This window comes from Rhodococcus sp. P4_B6, assembly GCF_056402215.1.
In genome coordinates this window covers 13,920-29,250 of record NZ_JBFUHV010000113.1, presented here as the reverse complement: position 1 = coordinate 29,250, position 15,331 = coordinate 13,920, and the positions used below count along the sequence as shown (strand labels likewise).

Annotated in this window: 14 protein-coding genes; 2 read left to right on the top strand and 12 right to left on the bottom strand. The window is 68.1% G+C overall.

The genetic code is table 11. The annotated features are described in order from the left end of the window. The 4 genes from AC1DWT_RS35230 to AC1DWT_RS35215 all read right to left on the bottom strand — a co-directional run. Window positions 1-2,005: MGH1-like glycoside hydrolase domain-containing protein (locus AC1DWT_RS35230; protein ID WP_477924175.1), on the bottom strand; the 2,005-nt coding region annotated here is incomplete at its 3' end. After that, window positions 2,002-3,531: an alpha-amylase family glycosyl hydrolase gene (locus AC1DWT_RS35225; protein WP_206013427.1), complete on the bottom strand. Its 1,530-nt coding sequence runs from the start codon at window positions 3,529-3,531 to the stop codon at window positions 2,002-2,004. The genes AC1DWT_RS35230 and AC1DWT_RS35225, both read right to left, overlap by 4 nt. Beyond that, entirely contained in the window at window positions 3,528-5,372 is a 1,845-nt protein-coding gene (locus tag AC1DWT_RS35220) for a glycoside hydrolase family 15 protein (RefSeq protein ID WP_255315003.1), read from the bottom strand. Before AC1DWT_RS35220 ends, AC1DWT_RS35225 begins: the two co-directional genes overlap by 4 nt. A 37-nt stretch (window positions 5,373-5,409) precedes the next feature. Continuing rightward, the gene (locus AC1DWT_RS35215; protein ID WP_257890843.1) at window positions 5,410-5,535 is read right to left on the bottom strand and encodes a hypothetical protein; all 126 of its coding nucleotides are present in this window, start codon (window positions 5,533-5,535) and stop codon (window positions 5,410-5,412) included. A 300-nt stretch (window positions 5,536-5,835) separates the two neighbouring features. On the opposite strand from AC1DWT_RS35215, the gene AC1DWT_RS35210 reads away from it, so the two are divergent. Further along, the gene (locus AC1DWT_RS35210; protein ID WP_206013428.1) at window positions 5,836-7,335 is read left to right on the top strand and encodes an MFS transporter; all 1,500 of its coding nucleotides are present in this window, start codon (window positions 5,836-5,838) and stop codon (window positions 7,333-7,335) included. A 66-nt stretch (window positions 7,336-7,401) separates the two neighbouring features. On the opposite strand, the gene AC1DWT_RS35205 is transcribed toward AC1DWT_RS35210, so the two are convergent. The 5 genes from AC1DWT_RS35205 to AC1DWT_RS35185 form a co-directional block, all read right to left on the bottom strand. Then, window positions 7,402-8,232 (bottom strand): mycofactocin-coupled SDR family oxidoreductase, encoded by an 831-nt coding sequence (locus AC1DWT_RS35205; protein ID WP_095862316.1) that lies wholly within the window; start codon window positions 8,230-8,232, stop codon window positions 7,402-7,404. A gap of 2 nt (window positions 8,233-8,234) precedes the next feature. Beyond that, a complete protein-coding gene (locus tag AC1DWT_RS35200; RefSeq protein ID WP_206013429.1) occupies window positions 8,235-9,035 on the bottom strand; it encodes a mycofactocin-coupled SDR family oxidoreductase in 801 nt (266 codons plus the stop codon). A gap of 12 nt (window positions 9,036-9,047) precedes the next feature. Then, a complete protein-coding gene (locus tag AC1DWT_RS35195) occupies window positions 9,048-9,302 on the bottom strand; it encodes a hypothetical protein (protein ID WP_005251194.1) in 255 nt (84 codons plus the stop codon). After that, a complete protein-coding gene (locus AC1DWT_RS35190; RefSeq protein ID WP_206013430.1) occupies window positions 9,303-10,979 on the bottom strand; it encodes an FAD-binding protein in 1,677 nt (558 codons plus the stop codon). 115 nt (window positions 10,980-11,094) lie between these two features. Continuing rightward, complete coding sequence (locus AC1DWT_RS35185; RefSeq protein ID WP_072946405.1) at window positions 11,095-11,613, bottom strand: flavin reductase family protein; 519 nt, start codon at window positions 11,611-11,613, stop codon at window positions 11,095-11,097. A gap of 129 nt (window positions 11,614-11,742) precedes the next feature. Here AC1DWT_RS35185 and AC1DWT_RS35180 point away from each other — a divergent pair, with 129 nt between their 5' ends. Continuing rightward, window positions 11,743-12,480 (top strand): PadR family transcriptional regulator, encoded by a 738-nt coding sequence (locus AC1DWT_RS35180; protein WP_072946406.1) that lies wholly within the window; start codon window positions 11,743-11,745, stop codon window positions 12,478-12,480. Here AC1DWT_RS35180 and AC1DWT_RS35175 read toward each other — a convergent pair. From AC1DWT_RS35175 to bphC, 3 genes are all read right to left on the bottom strand, one after another. Further along, window positions 12,477-13,430, bottom strand: a complete 954-nt coding sequence (locus AC1DWT_RS35175) for an alpha/beta hydrolase (protein WP_206013431.1) — start codon at window positions 13,428-13,430, stop codon at window positions 12,477-12,479. The two genes, AC1DWT_RS35180 and AC1DWT_RS35175, sit on opposite strands and share 4 nt — an antisense overlap. Before the next feature lie 20 nt (window positions 13,431-13,450). After that, window positions 13,451-14,242 (bottom strand): IclR family transcriptional regulator, encoded by a 792-nt coding sequence (locus AC1DWT_RS35170; RefSeq protein WP_072946408.1) that lies wholly within the window; start codon window positions 14,240-14,242, stop codon window positions 13,451-13,453. A 171-nt stretch (window positions 14,243-14,413) separates the two neighbouring features. Then, window positions 14,414-15,319: a biphenyl-2,3-diol 1,2-dioxygenase gene (gene bphC / locus AC1DWT_RS35165; protein WP_206013432.1), complete on the bottom strand. Its 906-nt coding sequence runs from the start codon at window positions 15,317-15,319 to the stop codon at window positions 14,414-14,416. Window positions 15,320-15,331 lie beyond the last annotated feature (12 nt).

Sequence of the window (15,331 nt, the reverse complement as noted above, 5' to 3'; positions counted from 1 at the left end):
GTTCCGAATTGCGCTCGGGAACAGACACAGCCACCAGGACCGGTATCACGCCGACCAGAGTCTGCACCCGGATCGGCGTGGCGTTACCACCGGCGTCGACGAGCCGATCGTAGAAGAATCCATCGTTCGGGTCGTACAGCCCCGACTCGTCGAGCGCCGCCGTGATCAACGCGAACTGCTCCAGGAACTTGACGACCATGTCCTCGTAGACGTCGTTGTCGTCGGCCAGGGTCAGGGCGAGAACGAGCATGGCGGCGGAGTAATAGGCCAGCCACCCCGTCCCGTCGGCCTGTTCCAGCCGTACCCCCGGAGGGAGGTGGGAGCGGTCCAGGGGACTGATGTTGTCGAGCCCGAGGAAGCCGCCGCCGATGAGGTTGTTCCCGTCGGGGTCCTGGCGGTTGAGCCACCACGTGAAGTTGAGCAGGAGTTTCTGGAAGACACGTTCGAGGAACTCGACGTCCTCACCGCCGTCGATGAGGAATACCCGCAGTGCGGCCAGCGCGTGCACCGGCGGGTTCACGTCGTCGAAGCTCCATTCGTAGGCGGGGAGGGCGCCGTTGGGGTGGAGGAACCACTCTTTGAGCAGCACGATGAGCTGGTACTTGGCGAAGGCGGGATCGAGATGTGCCCAGGGGACCGTGTGGAATGCGAGGTCCCACGCGGCGAACCAGGGGTATTCCCACGGGTCGGGCATCGCCAGGAGGTCGAACGAGTCGAGGTGCCGCCACCCGGTGTTGCGACCGCTGCGGTGTCCCGGCGGTGGAGCCGGTTCGGCGGGATCGCCGTCGAGCCAGGTCGTCATCCGATACGGGTACATCTGCTTGCTCCAGATCAGACCGGCGCACGACTGCCGGAGGATCCGCATGCGTTCGGGATCGATGTCGCTCGGGGCGAGGGTGCGGTAGAACTCGTCGGCGTCCGCGTGCCGGCGGGCGAGGACGTTGTCGAACGCAGTCGTCGACCATATCGTCGATTGTGGTGCAGAGCCGGTCGGCTCGGGCCGCCACAGGCGCAGTCGCAGCTCCACGGTTTCCCCGGCGGCAACCGTCAGGTGATAGCGCCACGCCGCCTTCGTTCCCCGTAGGTCGGGGTTGACGGTGTCTGCGCCGGCGACGATGTGGTCGTTGATGCCGTCCTTCGGGAACGGGGTGATCGGTGCCGCACCGAACAGCCGGGCGGTGTTGGTTTCGTTGTCGCAGAACAAGGGTTCGGGCCGCGTCCCGTCGCTCGCGGGGGCCGCCTCGAGCCGATAGCCGCGCAGGCGCGGGTGATCGACGACGACGGCGTCCCCGTCGAGGGACAGGCCGGGGATCTCGGCGCTCCCGGACGAACGCCACGTGTTGCGGAACCATGCCGTGGGGAGGACGTCGATGTCGGCCTCTTCGGGTCCGTGGTTCCGGACAGTGATGCGGGCCAGCACTTCGGTGGGACCGGCCTTCGCGTACGTGACGTCGACGACCCAGAAGCGACCGTCGTCGAACACCCCGGTGTCGAGCAGTTCGAACTCGAATTCGCCGCGGCCGCGGCGTGCGTTCTCGTCGACCAGCTGCTGATAGGGGAACTCGGCCTGCGGATAGTGGTATCGCCACTGCAGGAGTGCGTGACTCGGAAGGCCCTCGAGGTACCACCAGTACTCCTTGGCGTCCTCACCGTGGTTGCCCTGCGGGCCCGTGAGACCGAACATCCGTTCCTTGAGGATCGGATCGGCGCCGTTCCACAGCGTGAGCGCCAGGCACAGGTCGTGGTGGATGTCGGACAGCCCGGCCATGCCGTCCTCGTTCCATCGGTAGGCGCGTGAACGGGCGTGGTCGTGGGGGAAATACTCCCAGGCGTCGCCGCTGTCGCTGTAGTCCTCGCGCACGGTGCCCCACGCCCTCTCCGACAGGTAGGGACCCCACTCATACCACGGGTTCGCCGCGAACAGGTCGTCCTCGGCACGGCCGGTGGCCTCGGCGAGGCGGGCGTGTTCCGCCGTGGTGCGTCCGTCGGATGCATGCTTGCTCATGTGTGCTCCTCTGCGGAGTCGATACGGAAAAGGTGCCACTGCCACGGACCGAGCTCGACGTACAGACCGTCGCAGAGGTCGGTGCCGGCACGGTCGAAGACCGCGTCGTGGGTGGGGTCGACGAGCCGGCAAGGCACGCCGCGCAGGTCGTGCCACGGCACGCGCACGTAGCCGATCGCGGTGTCGGGGCCCAGGTTCACCACGACCAGCCATCGACGGTCGCCGTCCCAGCACCACGCGACCAGATCCTCGGTGCGGTCGTTGCCAGGGCTGCCCGAGCGGTCGCACAGCTGCCACACGCCGGTGCGGAACGTGTTGTCGCCGAGTGTCGTCAGCAGCGAGCGGTAGAACAGGGACCGGTCGGTGTCGACGGGCTCCGTGGGGAAGCGCCCGAGGAAGACCGGCAGCCGTGTACGCCGGCCCTCCATCTGGCCGTCGTGCACGAGACGCGCCCCGGTCTGGGTGAGTGTCGCCACCGCTGCAGCGTTCTCCCGTGCCGGGTCGAATACCGTCGCTGCCCTTGGCTCGTCATGATTTTCGATGAACCGCACCAGCTTCTCCTGGTAGTCGCGGTCGGCGAGGAGATGGCCGCCCACCTGCTCGGCATCCCCCTGGACCAGGCGGTCGTAGAGGCGCTTGTCGTAGCAGAAGTCGAAGCCCTGCTGTTGCAGCGCCCACTCCAGGTCCCAGTACGCTTCGGCGATGAAATGGAACGTCGGATGGCTCTCGCGCACCGCGGGAATCACAGTCGGCCAGTAGTCGTCGGCGGGAGCGTCGCCTGCCCGGGCGCCCCACGTTCGGCCGAACGTGTCGTTCATCATAAGCATCGCCATGTCGCATCGGACGCCGTCGCACTGCTCTGCGATCCGGCGGAGCGTGTCCACCACCGCCGACCGCAGGTCCGGGGAGAAGGCGTTGAGCTGCACGACATCGGGCCACGCCGGGAAGTAGGGATCCCGCCCGTTGGCCAGCACCCGGCCGGCGACATCGACGAACGACGTGGCGTCGTGTCGGAGATCCGCCGCGGTGCCCTGGACGAAACGCTCGGGATGAGTTGTCGTCCAGGGGTGGTCGGGTGCCACATGGTTCGGGACGAAGTCCAGGATCAGGCCGAGTCCCCGCCTCGCGAGGGCTGCCCGCGCCGCCGCGAGACCCGCCCGACCGCCCAGATTCGAGTCGACCTCGTAGTCACGGATGCAGTACGGCGATCCGACGACGTCGGACGGTGTGTAGTCGTCGAGCGTCGCCTCGAATGCGGAAACGAGTTCGCCGTCGGCCAACGCGATGGTCACACCCGCCGGGCTGCGCTCCCATACGCCCATCAGCCACACCGCGTCGAAACCGAGGTCCGCGATGGCGTCCCAGTGCTCGTCGGGCACGCTCCCGAGGTCGATGCGACGACCGGTGTCGGTGCTCAACCGGTTCAACCACGGCCAGGTGTTGATCTCGTACAGGAAGGGATGAGTCGCCGATCGCCAGCGCGAAGCCGCGGGCCCGCCTTCCTCGTGTGTGACATTCACGATCATGCCGGTGTCATCCTGCGCGTCGAAACACCTAGTGGATCGGAATCGGCCACTTGTGCGCCGCCTTCGGCACCGGCAATGGCATACGCCGCGCCGATGAGCGTGAGATGGCTGAACGCCTGGGGAAAGTTGCCGACCTGCCGGCGCCGGCGGACGTCGTACTCCTCCGCAAGCAGGCCCAGGTCGTTGCACAGGGCAATGAGCCGCTCGAACAGGGCCCGGGCGTGTTCGGTCCGCCCGTTCAAGGCCAGCGCGCTGACCAACCAGAACGAGCATGCCAGGAACTGCCCTTCGTCGCCGGCCAATCCGTCGTCGGTCTGCGCCGTCGAGTAGCGCGAGACGAACCCGTCGCGGCCGAGCCCACGGGTGATCGCGTCGATCGTTCCGCTCACGCGGGCATCCGAACCGGGCAGGAAGCCGACGAGCGGAATGGTGAGCACGCTCGCGTCGAGCTCCTCGGACCCGTAATACTGCGTGAAAGTGTTTCGCTGCCTGTCGAACCCATGGGCGCAGACGTCGCGGTGAATTTCGTCGCGTACCTGCCTCCAACGCTCGATGGGGGCAGGGAGTTCGAACCGTTCGGCCAGGCGCACGGCTCGGTCGAAGACCACCCAGGCCATCACTTTGGAGTGGGTGAAATGCCGGCGAGGCCCGCGGGTCTCCCAGATGCCGTCGTCGGGTTCGCGCCAAATGGTTTCGATGTGCTCGATGAGCTTTTGCCAGCGCGGCCACCGCCGGGGGTCGATCCGGCCGAGGATCTCCGCACCGGCGAAGAGCATGCCGACGACCTCGCCGTAGACGTCGAGCTGGAACTGCTCGGATGCCGCGTTGCCGACTCGGACCGGCCGGGAGTCTTCATAGCCGGGGAAGCCGACGAGTTCGAATTCGGTGAGGCGCCGCTCCCCGCTGATTCCGTACATGATCTGAATCTTCGTCGGATCGCCGGTGCCGACGCGCGTGAGGAAATCCCGGAAGGCGAGCGCCTCGTCGGTATACCCGGCGGCAAGCAACGCCTCGAGGGCGAGCGCGGAGTCACGCAGCCAGCAGTAGCGGTAGTCCCAGTTGCGCACTCCCCCGACGTCCTCGGGCAGGGAAGTCGTGGGCGCGGCGACCATACCGCCGGTTTTTTCGTAGGTCATGGCCTTGAGCGCGATCAGGGAGGTCAGCACCTGATCGCGGTAGGGGCCCGAGTACACGCAGCGCCCACTCCACTCTCGCCACCACGCCTCGGTGCGGGCCAGCGCCGAGTCGGCGTCCTCCATCGTCGGCGCGTCTTCGAAGGAGGAGTGCCAGCACAGAGCGAACCGGGCACGGCCACCCTCGGTGACGACGAACCTGGCGCCGACCGTCCCCTTGTTGATCTGCAGGGGCACGGGTGTGCAGAGGCGGAAGGCGTCCGGTCCTGCGGTGGCGCGGATTCCGTCCGGTTCCGGCTCCACCCACGGGGCAATGGTCCCGTAGTCGGGGCGAATCACCAGTTCCATCTTCATCGGCACCCGGCCGCGCACACCTTGGACGATTCGCATCACCCGGGGTGGACCGTCGCCGCGCCGCGGCATGAAGTCGATGATGCGCACCATGCCGTCGGCGGTCTCGAAATCCGATTCGAGCACCAGCGTCCCCGGACGGTAGCGGCGAGCACTGACCCGCGCCTCGCCGACCGGGGACAGGCTCCAGCGGCCGTGCCGTTCGTCCCCGACCAGGGCGGCGAAGCACGACGCGGAATCGAAGCGAGGCAGACACAGCCAGTCGATGGCGCCATCGCGGCCCACCAGAGCGGCTGTCTGTAGATCTCCGATGAGTCCGTAATCCTCGATACGCATAACCGATCTCCCCATCCTCAGATGTTTCCTGCATGGTCGAAAAGAGTTGCCGTACTGTTTACTTGGTGTTCATCGACACGGTCGCGACACTCATGAAAGGTCCGCCGGATTCGACCTCGACGCGGCCCAGAGCCATCGCGGTCCCTTGTGCCACAACTTGTTTGACCGACAACTCCTCGGACATGGAGTTCCCTTCCCAGGACGAGCGAGAAATGGCCCTCGGGGCAAGTGTCCTCCGAACGAGTAGGCAATGGAGGTGAATTCACCACCCCGCAACATTGTTGCGGGGCCGAACCCGGGAACAACGGTCGCTGGGCCGCCGGCGTCGCTTTCACTGGCCGACCAACTCGTCCGGCGGTAACATCACTCCATCACTCAACGTCTGATTCCCTGAGCACGGCGCGTATTCACGCGTAGGCGCACACTGCATGAGGCTGTGCGCCGGGAGACGAAGTCACGGCCGCCAACCCGGAACAGGTGCGAGATGGCTCCACGAAACGAGGCAGGTCACCGCTCGGCCGCTCTCCGCCGGGTTCTGATCCCGCTGGCGCTGGCCCAGTTCATCTGCAGCTTCGCCGGCTCCAACATGAACGTGATGATCAACGACATCAGCGAAGACCTGGACACCAGCGTGCAAGGTGTGCAGGTTGCGATCACCATCTTCCTGTTGGTGATGGCGGCACTGATGATCCCCGGCGGCAAGCTGACCGACAAGTACGGGCGGAAGCGTTGTTTCACCGTCGGCCTGGTCATCTACGGAGTCGGTGCCGTGATGAGCGCAGCAGCCCCCGGCCTGGGCATTCTCATCCTCGGCAATTCGATCCTCGAAGGAGTGGGCACGGCCCTGCTGATCCCACCCGTCTACATCCTCACCACGCTGTTGTTCACCGAGGTCACCTCGCGAGCCCGCGCCTTCGGTGCGATCAGCGCGATGGGAGGCATCGGCGCGGCCGCCGGGCCGCTGATCGGCGGCCTCATCACCTCGGCGATCAGCTGGCGGGCGGCATTCGTGTTCCAGGCCCTGGTCATCGCGATCATCGTGGTGCTGGCGCGGAACATCACCGATCCGCTACCGCCGGACCGCACACGTCCGTTCGACACCGGCGGGGCGATCCTCTCGGCGGTCGGCCTCGTCCTGATCGTCACCGGAATCCTCGCCGCGGACAACAACGCCTGGTTGATGATCACCCTCATCATTGCGGGCGCCCTGGTGCTGGTGTGGTTCTTACGCTCGGTGCGGGCCAAGGAACGCGCCGGCACGGAACCGATGCTGTCGACGGCGCTGTTCCGCAACCGCACTTCCAATCTGGGCCTGGTCACCCAGAACACTCAGTGGCTGCTGCTCACCGGAGTGTCATTCGTGGTCGCGGCCTACCTCCAGGTCGTGCGCGACTACGACGCGGTCGAGACCGGCGTCATCTTCACCGCGGAAACGGCCGGTCTGCTGGCGGCCTCCCTCGCTGCCGAACGGTTCGCGAAGCGGCACGCGCAGCGCACCCTGATCCTCGCCGGCTTCCTCGTCGTGATCGGCGGGACAACCGTGCTGCTGGCCCTGGTGAGTCGCACCCCGAACGTCTGGGCGTTCGCGCCGGGACTGCTGCTGATCGGACTGGGTCTCGGTGTCATGCTCACCCCGTCGGTCAACATCGTGCAGTCGGCCTTCGGCGAGCACCAGCAGGGCGAAATTTCCGGCCTGTCACGGAGCGTGTCGAATCTCGGCTCGTCCCTCGGCGCCGCGATCGCCGGCACTGTCCTCGTCGCCGGAATCACCTCCACCCCCGAGCGGTCGTACGCGCTCGCCATGGTCGTCCTGGCGGCGGTCGGCTTGGTCGGGCTCGTCGCGGCCACGTTCCTGCCCCGCACCGGGTCGCCGTCGGGCCCGGCGCAGCAGGCCATCTCGTCGGTGCAGACCGAATTCACGGCTCCGCCCCACAAGAATGTGAGTTCTCCGTTCCGGCGGCCGTGGCGAAAGCCTCGTCGGTGACGATCCCGGTCGCCGGTTCGGCCGGCGTCGCGACTGAGTGTTACCGGCTGACGCTGCCCGCGACAATCATCTGCTGACGCTGCCCGCGTCGACCGGCAGGGCGACCGCCGTGATGTACCGCGCCTCGTCCGAGGCCAGGAACAGCGCGGCGTTGGCCACGTCGACCGGCTCGATCCACGGAATCGGCAGCATGTTCATCGTCACCGCGGCCGCCGCGAACTCCTCCCGGGTGGGGTGCTCGAGGTCGGGCCGGAACGCCCGCCGCACCATGTCGTTCTGGATCATGTCCGTGTCGACGTTGGTGGGATGCACGCTGTTGACCCGCACCCGGTGCGGCGCGAGTTCCTTGGCCAGCGACCGCATCAGGCCCACCACCCCGTGCTTGGCCGCGGTGTAATGGGCGACGCCGACGAGACCGCGCAGGCCGGCGATGGAGCTCGTCAGGACCATCGCCCCGCCGCCGCGCTCGATCAGGTGCGGGGCCGCCGCCTTGCACGTCTGCCACACCCCCGTCAGATTGACGTCGAGCATCGTCTGCCACGTCTCGGAGTCGAGCTCCAGCGCGGCGCCCGAGGACGTGATGCCCGCCGTGGCGCACACGAAGTCCAGCCCGCCCAGTTCCCCGGCCGCCGCCGTCACCGCATCCGCGAGCGCCGTTCCGTCACGCACGTCCACCTGCGCAGTCACGATCCGGCGGCCCGTGTCCCGGACCAGTTTCGCGGTCACCTCGAGATCCTCCGGGCTCGCCGGTGGCGTCACCACCGTGCCGACCGGCCCGCACAGGTCGACGGCCACGACGTCCGCGCCCTCCTGTGCGAATCGCAGTGCCTGCGCCCGGCCGATCCCGCGTGCGGCACCGGTGACCAGGACGACTCTTCCGTTCACTCGACCTGTCATCTCTACACCTTCTGGGTCAGTCCGGCGTCGACCACGAGTTGTGTGCCGGTGATGTATCGCGATTCGTCCGAGGCGAGGAACAGCAGCGCGTTGCTGACGTCCCGCGAGTCCAGCCATGGAACGGGCAGGACGTGGTTGGCCGCGAGGACGGGGACGACGTCGTCACGGGTCGGGTTCTCGAGGTCCGGTCGCAGCCGTGCCATCGTCTCCGGGTTCAGGGTCATGCGGGTGCCGACGGCACCGGGGTGCAGCACGTTGACCCGGATGAACTGCGGTCCGAGTTCGGTGGCGAGGGTCCGGGCCAACCCGACCACCGCGGTCTTGGACGCCGAATAGTGGGCGGCCCCGGCCACCGCCTTGATGCCCGCGGTCGAACTGACGATCACGACGGAACCGCCGCCGTCGCGCATCGCCGGGACCGCGGCGGTCGCCGTGTTCCAGACGCCGGTGAGGTTGACGTCGAGCGACCGGTGCCAGATCTCGTCGTCGATCGTCCAGGCCGGACCGGGGTTGTCGCAGATGCCGGCGTTCGCGACGACGACGTCGAGGGGTCCCAGTTCCGCGACTCCGGCGTCGACGGCCGCCCGCAGCGCCGACGGGTCCCGCACATCGGCGTGGGCCACGACCGCCCGGCGGCCGAGTTCGACTACCAGTCTTCGGGTTTCGTCGAGATCGGCTGCGGCCGACGGAAGGTCGACGGCGATAACGTCTGCGCCCTCCTCCGCGAGCCGGACCGCGTGACTGCGTCCCATGCCGTTTCCGGCGCCGGTGATGAAGGCGACCTTGCCTGCCATCCGTGACATCGGTTGTCCCCTCTAGTCCAGGCGGCCGGGGGTCGGGTAGCTGCGCAGGGAGAGCCCCACCCGCCCGTCCTCCACCGCGTCGTCGATCGATCCGCGCAGCGCACCGCAGGTGGGGACGAACATCGAGTGCTCCCCCTCCTGCGCACGCAGAGCGAACTCCGGGCAGGTCTGCTCGGCGTCGCCCAGCCACTGCACGCTCGTGTGCGCCTCGCTGTATTTCTCCACGAGCACCGCGTTACCGCAGCGCCGGCATTCGACGGGAAGCACTCAGTTCACCGCCTCTGCACTGGCTGCGGCGTGCCGTGCGCCGACCCAGCCGAACACCATCGCGGGGCCGATCGTCGCGCCCGCGCCCGCGTAGTCGTTGCCCATCACCGACGCCGACGTGTTTCCGGTGGCGTACAGCCCGGGGATCGGTTCGCCGCTGCCGCTCAGCACCTGGCTGTACTCATTGCATACAAGCCCGCCCTTGGTGCCGAGGTCGCCGGCCTCCATCCGCACCGCGTAGTACGGGGCCTTGTCCACCTCGTCCAGGGTCGGGTTGGGCAGTCGCGGGTCGCCGTAGTACCGGTCGTACGCGCTGTCGCCGCGACCGAAATCGGCGTCGACACCTGCCCGGGCGAACCCGTTGAACCTTGTGATCTCGGCGGACAGCGCGTCGGCGGGCACGCTCATCTGTTGCGCCAGTTCCCCGAGGGTCTCCGCACGCAGCATCAGGCCCGTCTCGAACCATTCCGCCGGGAACTTCTGCCCGGGCATCACCCCGCCGAACTGGTAGCGGCTCTTCGCCTTCGAGTCGAATACGAACCACACCGGGTCGTGACCGCCTGCGATCTGGTCGTGGACGAACGACACGTACGGGGATGCCTCGTTGGTGAACCGCTTGCCGTTCTGGTCGACGATCAGCGACGGCGGGATCGACCGCTCCGACACCAGGACGTGCATGATTCCGTCCGGGCGCCGGAACGACGGCATCCACCAGGCGTCGTCCATCAGGTCGAGGGCGGCGCCGACCTGCTCACCGGCCACGATTCCGTCACCGGTGTTGTCGGGTGAGCCGGCGCTGTAGTTGTCCTTGCCGCCCTCCCGGAGGTACCGCTTCCGCATCTCCTCGCTCTGCTCGAATCCGCCGGTGGCCATCATGACGCCGCGGCGGGCGCGGATGCGCAGTTCCCGCGTCCCGGACTCGACGACCGCGCCCGTGACGGCCCCGGACTCGTCCGTGATCAGCCCCTTCAGTGGGGAGTTCAGCCACAGCGGGACGCCGGCCTCCTGAAGGCTGAGCCGCAGCCTGCCGACGAGGGCCTGCCCCAGGGTCTCCATCCGCCTGCGCCGCACCATCGCCACCACCGAACGCCAGCCGACGCCCAGCGCGGTCCGGCGTCCGGCCCAGGTGCGGAAGAACATGTTGAGGTGCCGGAACTCGGTGGACGTCATGTAGAGCCCGCCCGGCATAGCGAGGGAGTTCGGGCGCTGCAGCTCGCGGTCGGCGCCGAGCTGGTTCATGTCGAACGGCAGCGGTTCGACCGTCCGCCCCTTCGGCCGTCCGCCCACGTTCTCCGGGTGGTAGTCGGAATAGTCCTCGCACCAGGAGAACCGGAGATGCGGGCAGTGCTGTTCGAAGAACTGCATCATCGCCGGGCCCTGCTCGATGTACGCGTCGAGGCGTTCGGCGGGCACGCTGTCGCCGACGATCGACTCCAGGTACTTCCGGACGTCGCCGGGGTCGTCGGCGCGGCCTTCACGGACGAGGATCGGCGAGTTGGGGATCCACAGGGCGCCGCCGGACAGTGCCGTCGAACCGCCGTACACCGCGGACTTTTCGACGACGAGGGTGTCGAGCCCCCGCTCGGCGCCGGCAAGTGCGGCGGTCATGCCGCCCGCACCGCTGCCGATCACCAGGAGATCGACCTCCCGGTCCCAGTTCTGCTCGTCTACGCTCATCGTGCACACCTTCCGAAGTGGTCTCGATCACACCCTGCCGGTGTCAATTGCTTTTTCCCACAGCCCTTCCCGCGGAGCGGGAGACAGCGGCACCGCCGCCGCGCGGGAGACAGAGCTAGGTGGCGGCGGTGAAGATGCCGAGCCCGCCGCGGTACACCAGGAGCGGCGGCACATCCCTGAGCACGTCCAGTCCGGTCACGCGTGCGACGACGATCGTGTGGTCTCCGGCGTCGTGCTCGAATTCGACGGTAGCCTGCACCCGGGCCAGCACTCCGTCCAGCGCCGGGGCGCCGTTGCCGGCGTGCGACCACCCGACTCCGGCGAACTTGTCGGCGCCGCTGGTCGCGAACGTGCCGCAGACGTCCCGCTGATCGTGAGCGAGGACGTTGACGCAGACGTGTTCGCTCGCCCGCAGCCGCGGCCAGCTGGTCGACGTCCGTGCGGGGCTGAACGACACGTACGGCGGGTCCAGCGACAGCGACACGAACGACTGGCATGTGAAGCCGTGCGGATTCTCGCCGTCGTGTGCGGTGATCACCGTGACGCCGGTGCAGAAGTGCCCGAGCACCGACTTGAGGTCGGCAGGGTCAATGCGACGTGCCACCGGCGGCACGGGTTCTTCGGTTCGGGTCATCGTGTCTCCTCGGATCGACGGGTTGCGTTCAGCCTGGCCGCGGCTCCTGCAGGCGGGAAATGCCCCGTCCCGCCCAGCGGCAGGGTTTCACGTGTCCGACCGGCGGCGCACGGTTGATAGGCTCGGGAAATGCCTTCGTCCGACCCCACCCAGAGCTCCGGGTTCGCCGGCCTCCGATCCACGAGCTGGCCGGTGCTCGGCATCCTGTCGTTCGGCGAGGAACTGTCCGGCTACGACCTCAAGAAGTGGGCCTCGTACAGCGTTCGCTTCTTCTACTGGAGCCCGTCGTTCAGTCAGGTGTACTCGGAGCTGAAGAAGCTGGAAGACGTGGGATACGTGACGTCGCGGACAGTCGTGGACGACGAGGCGCGGGTGAAACCCAAGCGCCTGTACAAGATCACGGACGCGGGCATGGCCGTCATGCGCAGCTGGGCGCGGGAGGCGCCGATCGATCCGCCCGTCCTCAAGCACGGCGTGATGCTGCGCATGTGGCTCGGCCATCTCACCGAGCCGGAGCAGCTCAAAGATGCCCTGAAGGAGCATATCTCGTATGTGGAGGGGATGAGCAGGCAGGCCGCACTCGACGCCCGCGATTCCGATGTCGAACCCACGTGGGCATTCGCACACATGGTCAACAAGTGGTCCGAGCGCTACTACGCCGCCGAGAGCGAACTCGCGAAGCAGATGCTCGCCGACATCGACGAGGCCGTCGAGCGGATGCACGGAGAAGGGACGCCGGAACATCCCGGTGTGCCGAAACCCACCGCATCACCGTCGATCCGGCGCTCCCGCGAGGCGCAGCAGGAGTACCAGGCCGCCATGAAGGCGGCGCGGGACTCCGGCGACGAGGCCGAGACGGAGAACTAGTCGGACGGGGTGCGCACGCGTTCGGCCACCAGATTCCGGAGCCGGGGCCACAGCGCCCGGCGTTCGGTCTGCGCCGCGGTCATCGCGTCGATCGTCAGGAATCCGTGGAACACTCCCCGGACCCGCTCGAGCTGTACCGGAACACCGGCGTCGGCGAGCGCCGCGGCGTACTTCTCCCCCTCGTACCGCAGCGGATCGCGTTCGGCGGTGATCACGATTGCGGGTGGGAGCCCGCCGAGGTCCTCGGCCCGGACCGGGGCGGCGTAGGCGGGTACGGCCTCGCGGTGCGTCGGCAGGTACTGATCCCAATACCATTGCATCGCAGCGCGGGTGAGGAAGTGATCCTCCGCGAACTCGTCGTAGGACTCGGTGTCGAAGGCCGGTTCGATGACGGGGTAGATCAGGAGCTGTCCGGCGACGGCAGGGCCCTGCCGGTCTCGGGCCATCAGCGCGGCGACGGCCGCGAGGTTGCCGCCGCTGCTGTCGCCGGCGACGAGCAGACGGTCCGGATCGGCGCCGAACTCGTGGGCGTGCTGCGCGACCCAGCGCGTCGCAGCGTAGGCGTCGTCCGCCGCGGCGGGCCATTGCGATTCCGGGGCCAGGCGGTAGTCGACGGAGACGACGACGGCGCCGATCCCGTTGCACATGGCGCGGCAGAAGCCGTCGTGACTGTCGAGGTCGCAGATCACGAACCCGCCGCCGTGGAAGAAGACGACGACGGGAAGGGGTCCCGCGGAGTTCCCCGCGGGCGAATAGATCCGTACCGCAATCGATCCGGCACCGCCGGGGATCTCCCGGTCGCGCACCTCACCGACCGGTTCGGGGTCGGCGACGGCCTTACGTCCCGCCTTCGTCGCCGCCCGCGCCTGGGCGCCCGTCATGGTTTCCACCCGGGGAAAGTTCTCGTTCAGTCCCCGCAGGATGGTCTCGGCCTGCTCGTCGAGCGGCATTCGTGCTCCTTCGTCCCGCCTCAGGCGGAGTATCGGTCGGCGCGTCCGGCGCCCGGTGTCGCGGTCGACATGTAGTTGCGCCAGGCGCCCTTGGCGGACATGCGAATCGGTGCGGTCAGACGGTGATCGAGCTTGATCTGGCTGCTCGGACCGCACACGGAGATGGCCGCCACCACGTTGTCCTCGGTGCCAACGGGCACCGCAACGCAGCTGACGCCCACGAGATCCTCTTCGCGGTCGTAGGCCGCCCCGCGTTCGCGGGTCTTCTGCAACTCGGCGCGGAACGCGGCCGGTGAGTCGATGCTGAATCGTGTGCTGCGGGGCAGACCGGCCTCGACGACACGGTCGACCACCGACTCGGGCGAATGGGCCAGCAGCACCTTGCCGACGCTCGTGCAGTGCGCGGGCTGGCGGCCGCCGACGCGGGACGGCAGCCCGACGCCGAACCGTCCGGCGATCTTCTCCAGGTAGACGACGTCGATCCCCTCCAGCACCGCGAGGTGCACGGCGTGCCCGGTGAGGCGGTGCAGTTCGTGCAGGAAGGGCAGCGCGGCCCGGTGCAGGCGGTCCTGGTGCACGGCGAGGGACCCGAGTTCGAACAGCCGCATGCCGAGTTCGTAGTCCCGGCCCTCCCGGCGGAGCCACCGCAGCTGGACGAGACGCTCGAGCATTCGGTGCGCGGAGGATCGCGGGAGCCCCGTGCGGCGCACGATCTGCGCGAGCGTGAGCCTGCCCGGGCCGTCGAAGGCGTCGAGGAGAAGGGCGGCGCGATCGAGGCCGGCGGTGGGTGTGGGGCTGAGTGTCGTCGTCATGGGGACCTCCGTAGCGGCGCTGCTCGGTGCGGCGCCGCGTTGTGTGACTGGCGACACTTACTATAAATAGGCATATACCTATTTGCAATAGTGGGTGGCGGAACGGCCCCGAACAGCCGAAAGGCCCGGTGCACGCATCGAGTGGATACGCACACCGGGCCCGGACACCCCTTACATCGCCGCCAGCGGCTCACTCCCCGACCAGTCGTGGCCCCAGTAGCTGTCGGCGGTGATCTCCTCTGCGGAGTAGTACGTCTCGTCCACCTTCATGCCGTCGGTGCCGAACTCGATGTCCCAGCCGCCGGGGGCACGCACGTAGAACGACACCATCTTGTCGTTGGTGTGGCGGCCGAGCGTCGAGGAGACGGAGAACCCGTCCTTGACGACGCGGTCGAGGGCCTGCCCGACGGCGTCGAGCGTGTCGACCTCCACCATGATGTGCACCAGTCCCGGCGCGCCGCCGTGCGGTGCGGGGCAGAGGGCCAGGCTGTGGTGCCGCTCGTTGACGCCCATGAAGCGCACCCGCATCGGCCCGAACTCCGGCGGCGCCGGGATGCGGAACGCGCCGCGGGGCAGGAACCCGAGCACCTCGGTGTAGAAGTCGAACGCCCCGCTGAAATCCATCACCGGCAGCACCACGTGGCCGAGGCCCTGCGCCCCGGTCACGAACTTCGCGCCGAACGGGGTGACCACCGGGCTGTGGTCGAGGACGGCGCCGTGGAAGATCTCGATCGTCGCGCCCGTCGGGTCCTGGAACGTGACGACCTCCTCGACGCGGCGCGCGTCGGCCTCTTCCACCGACAGCGGCTTGACGGCGATGCCCGCGCCCTCGACGGCCTCCTGGACGCGGACCAGGCCCGCATGGTCACGGACCTCCCACCCGATGGTGACCACCTCGTCCGACTCGCCCGGCACGATCACGATGCGGGCAGCGCGCTCGTCCATGCGGAGGTAGAGGGCGTCCTCGTCCGGTCCCGAACCCTCGGCGAATCCGAGGACGTCGAACGCGAACGTGCGCCAGCGCTCCAGGTCGTTGGTCTGGATCTTGACGTAGCCCAGGCCCTTGATGTCTGTCATGTGTTGTCCTTC

Bases quoted from the DNA above. Each gene is read 5' to 3' on its own strand.
- AC1DWT_RS35225 (WP_206013427.1), bottom strand. From the start codon at position 3,531: ATGATCGTGAATGTCACACACGAGGAAGGCGGGCCCGCGGCTTCGCGC.
- AC1DWT_RS35215 (WP_257890843.1), bottom strand. From the start codon at position 5,535: ATGTCCGAGGAGTTGTCGGTCAAACAAGTTGTGGCACAAGGGACCGCG.
- AC1DWT_RS35210 (WP_206013428.1), top strand. From the start codon at position 5,836: ATGGCTCCACGAAACGAGGCAGGTCACCGCTCGGCCGCTCTCCGCCGG.
- AC1DWT_RS35205 (WP_095862316.1), bottom strand. From the start codon at position 8,232: ATGACAGGTCGAGTGAACGGAAGAGTCGTCCTGGTCACCGGTGCCGCA.
- AC1DWT_RS35200 (WP_206013429.1), bottom strand. From the start codon at position 9,035: ATGTCACGGATGGCAGGCAAGGTCGCCTTCATCACCGGCGCCGGAAAC.
- AC1DWT_RS35190 (WP_206013430.1), bottom strand. From the start codon at position 10,979: ATGAGCGTAGACGAGCAGAACTGGGACCGGGAGGTCGATCTCCTGGTG.
- AC1DWT_RS35185 (WP_072946405.1), bottom strand. From the start codon at position 11,613: ATGACCCGAACCGAAGAACCCGTGCCGCCGGTGGCACGTCGCATTGAC.
- AC1DWT_RS35180 (WP_072946406.1), top strand. From the start codon at position 11,743: ATGCCTTCGTCCGACCCCACCCAGAGCTCCGGGTTCGCCGGCCTCCGA.
- AC1DWT_RS35175 (WP_206013431.1), bottom strand. From the start codon at position 13,430: ATGCCGCTCGACGAGCAGGCCGAGACCATCCTGCGGGGACTGAACGAG.
- AC1DWT_RS35170 (WP_072946408.1), bottom strand. From the start codon at position 14,242: ATGACGACGACACTCAGCCCCACACCCACCGCCGGCCTCGATCGCGCC.
- bphC (WP_206013432.1), bottom strand. From the start codon at position 15,319: ATGACAGACATCAAGGGCCTGGGCTACGTCAAGATCCAGACCAACGAC.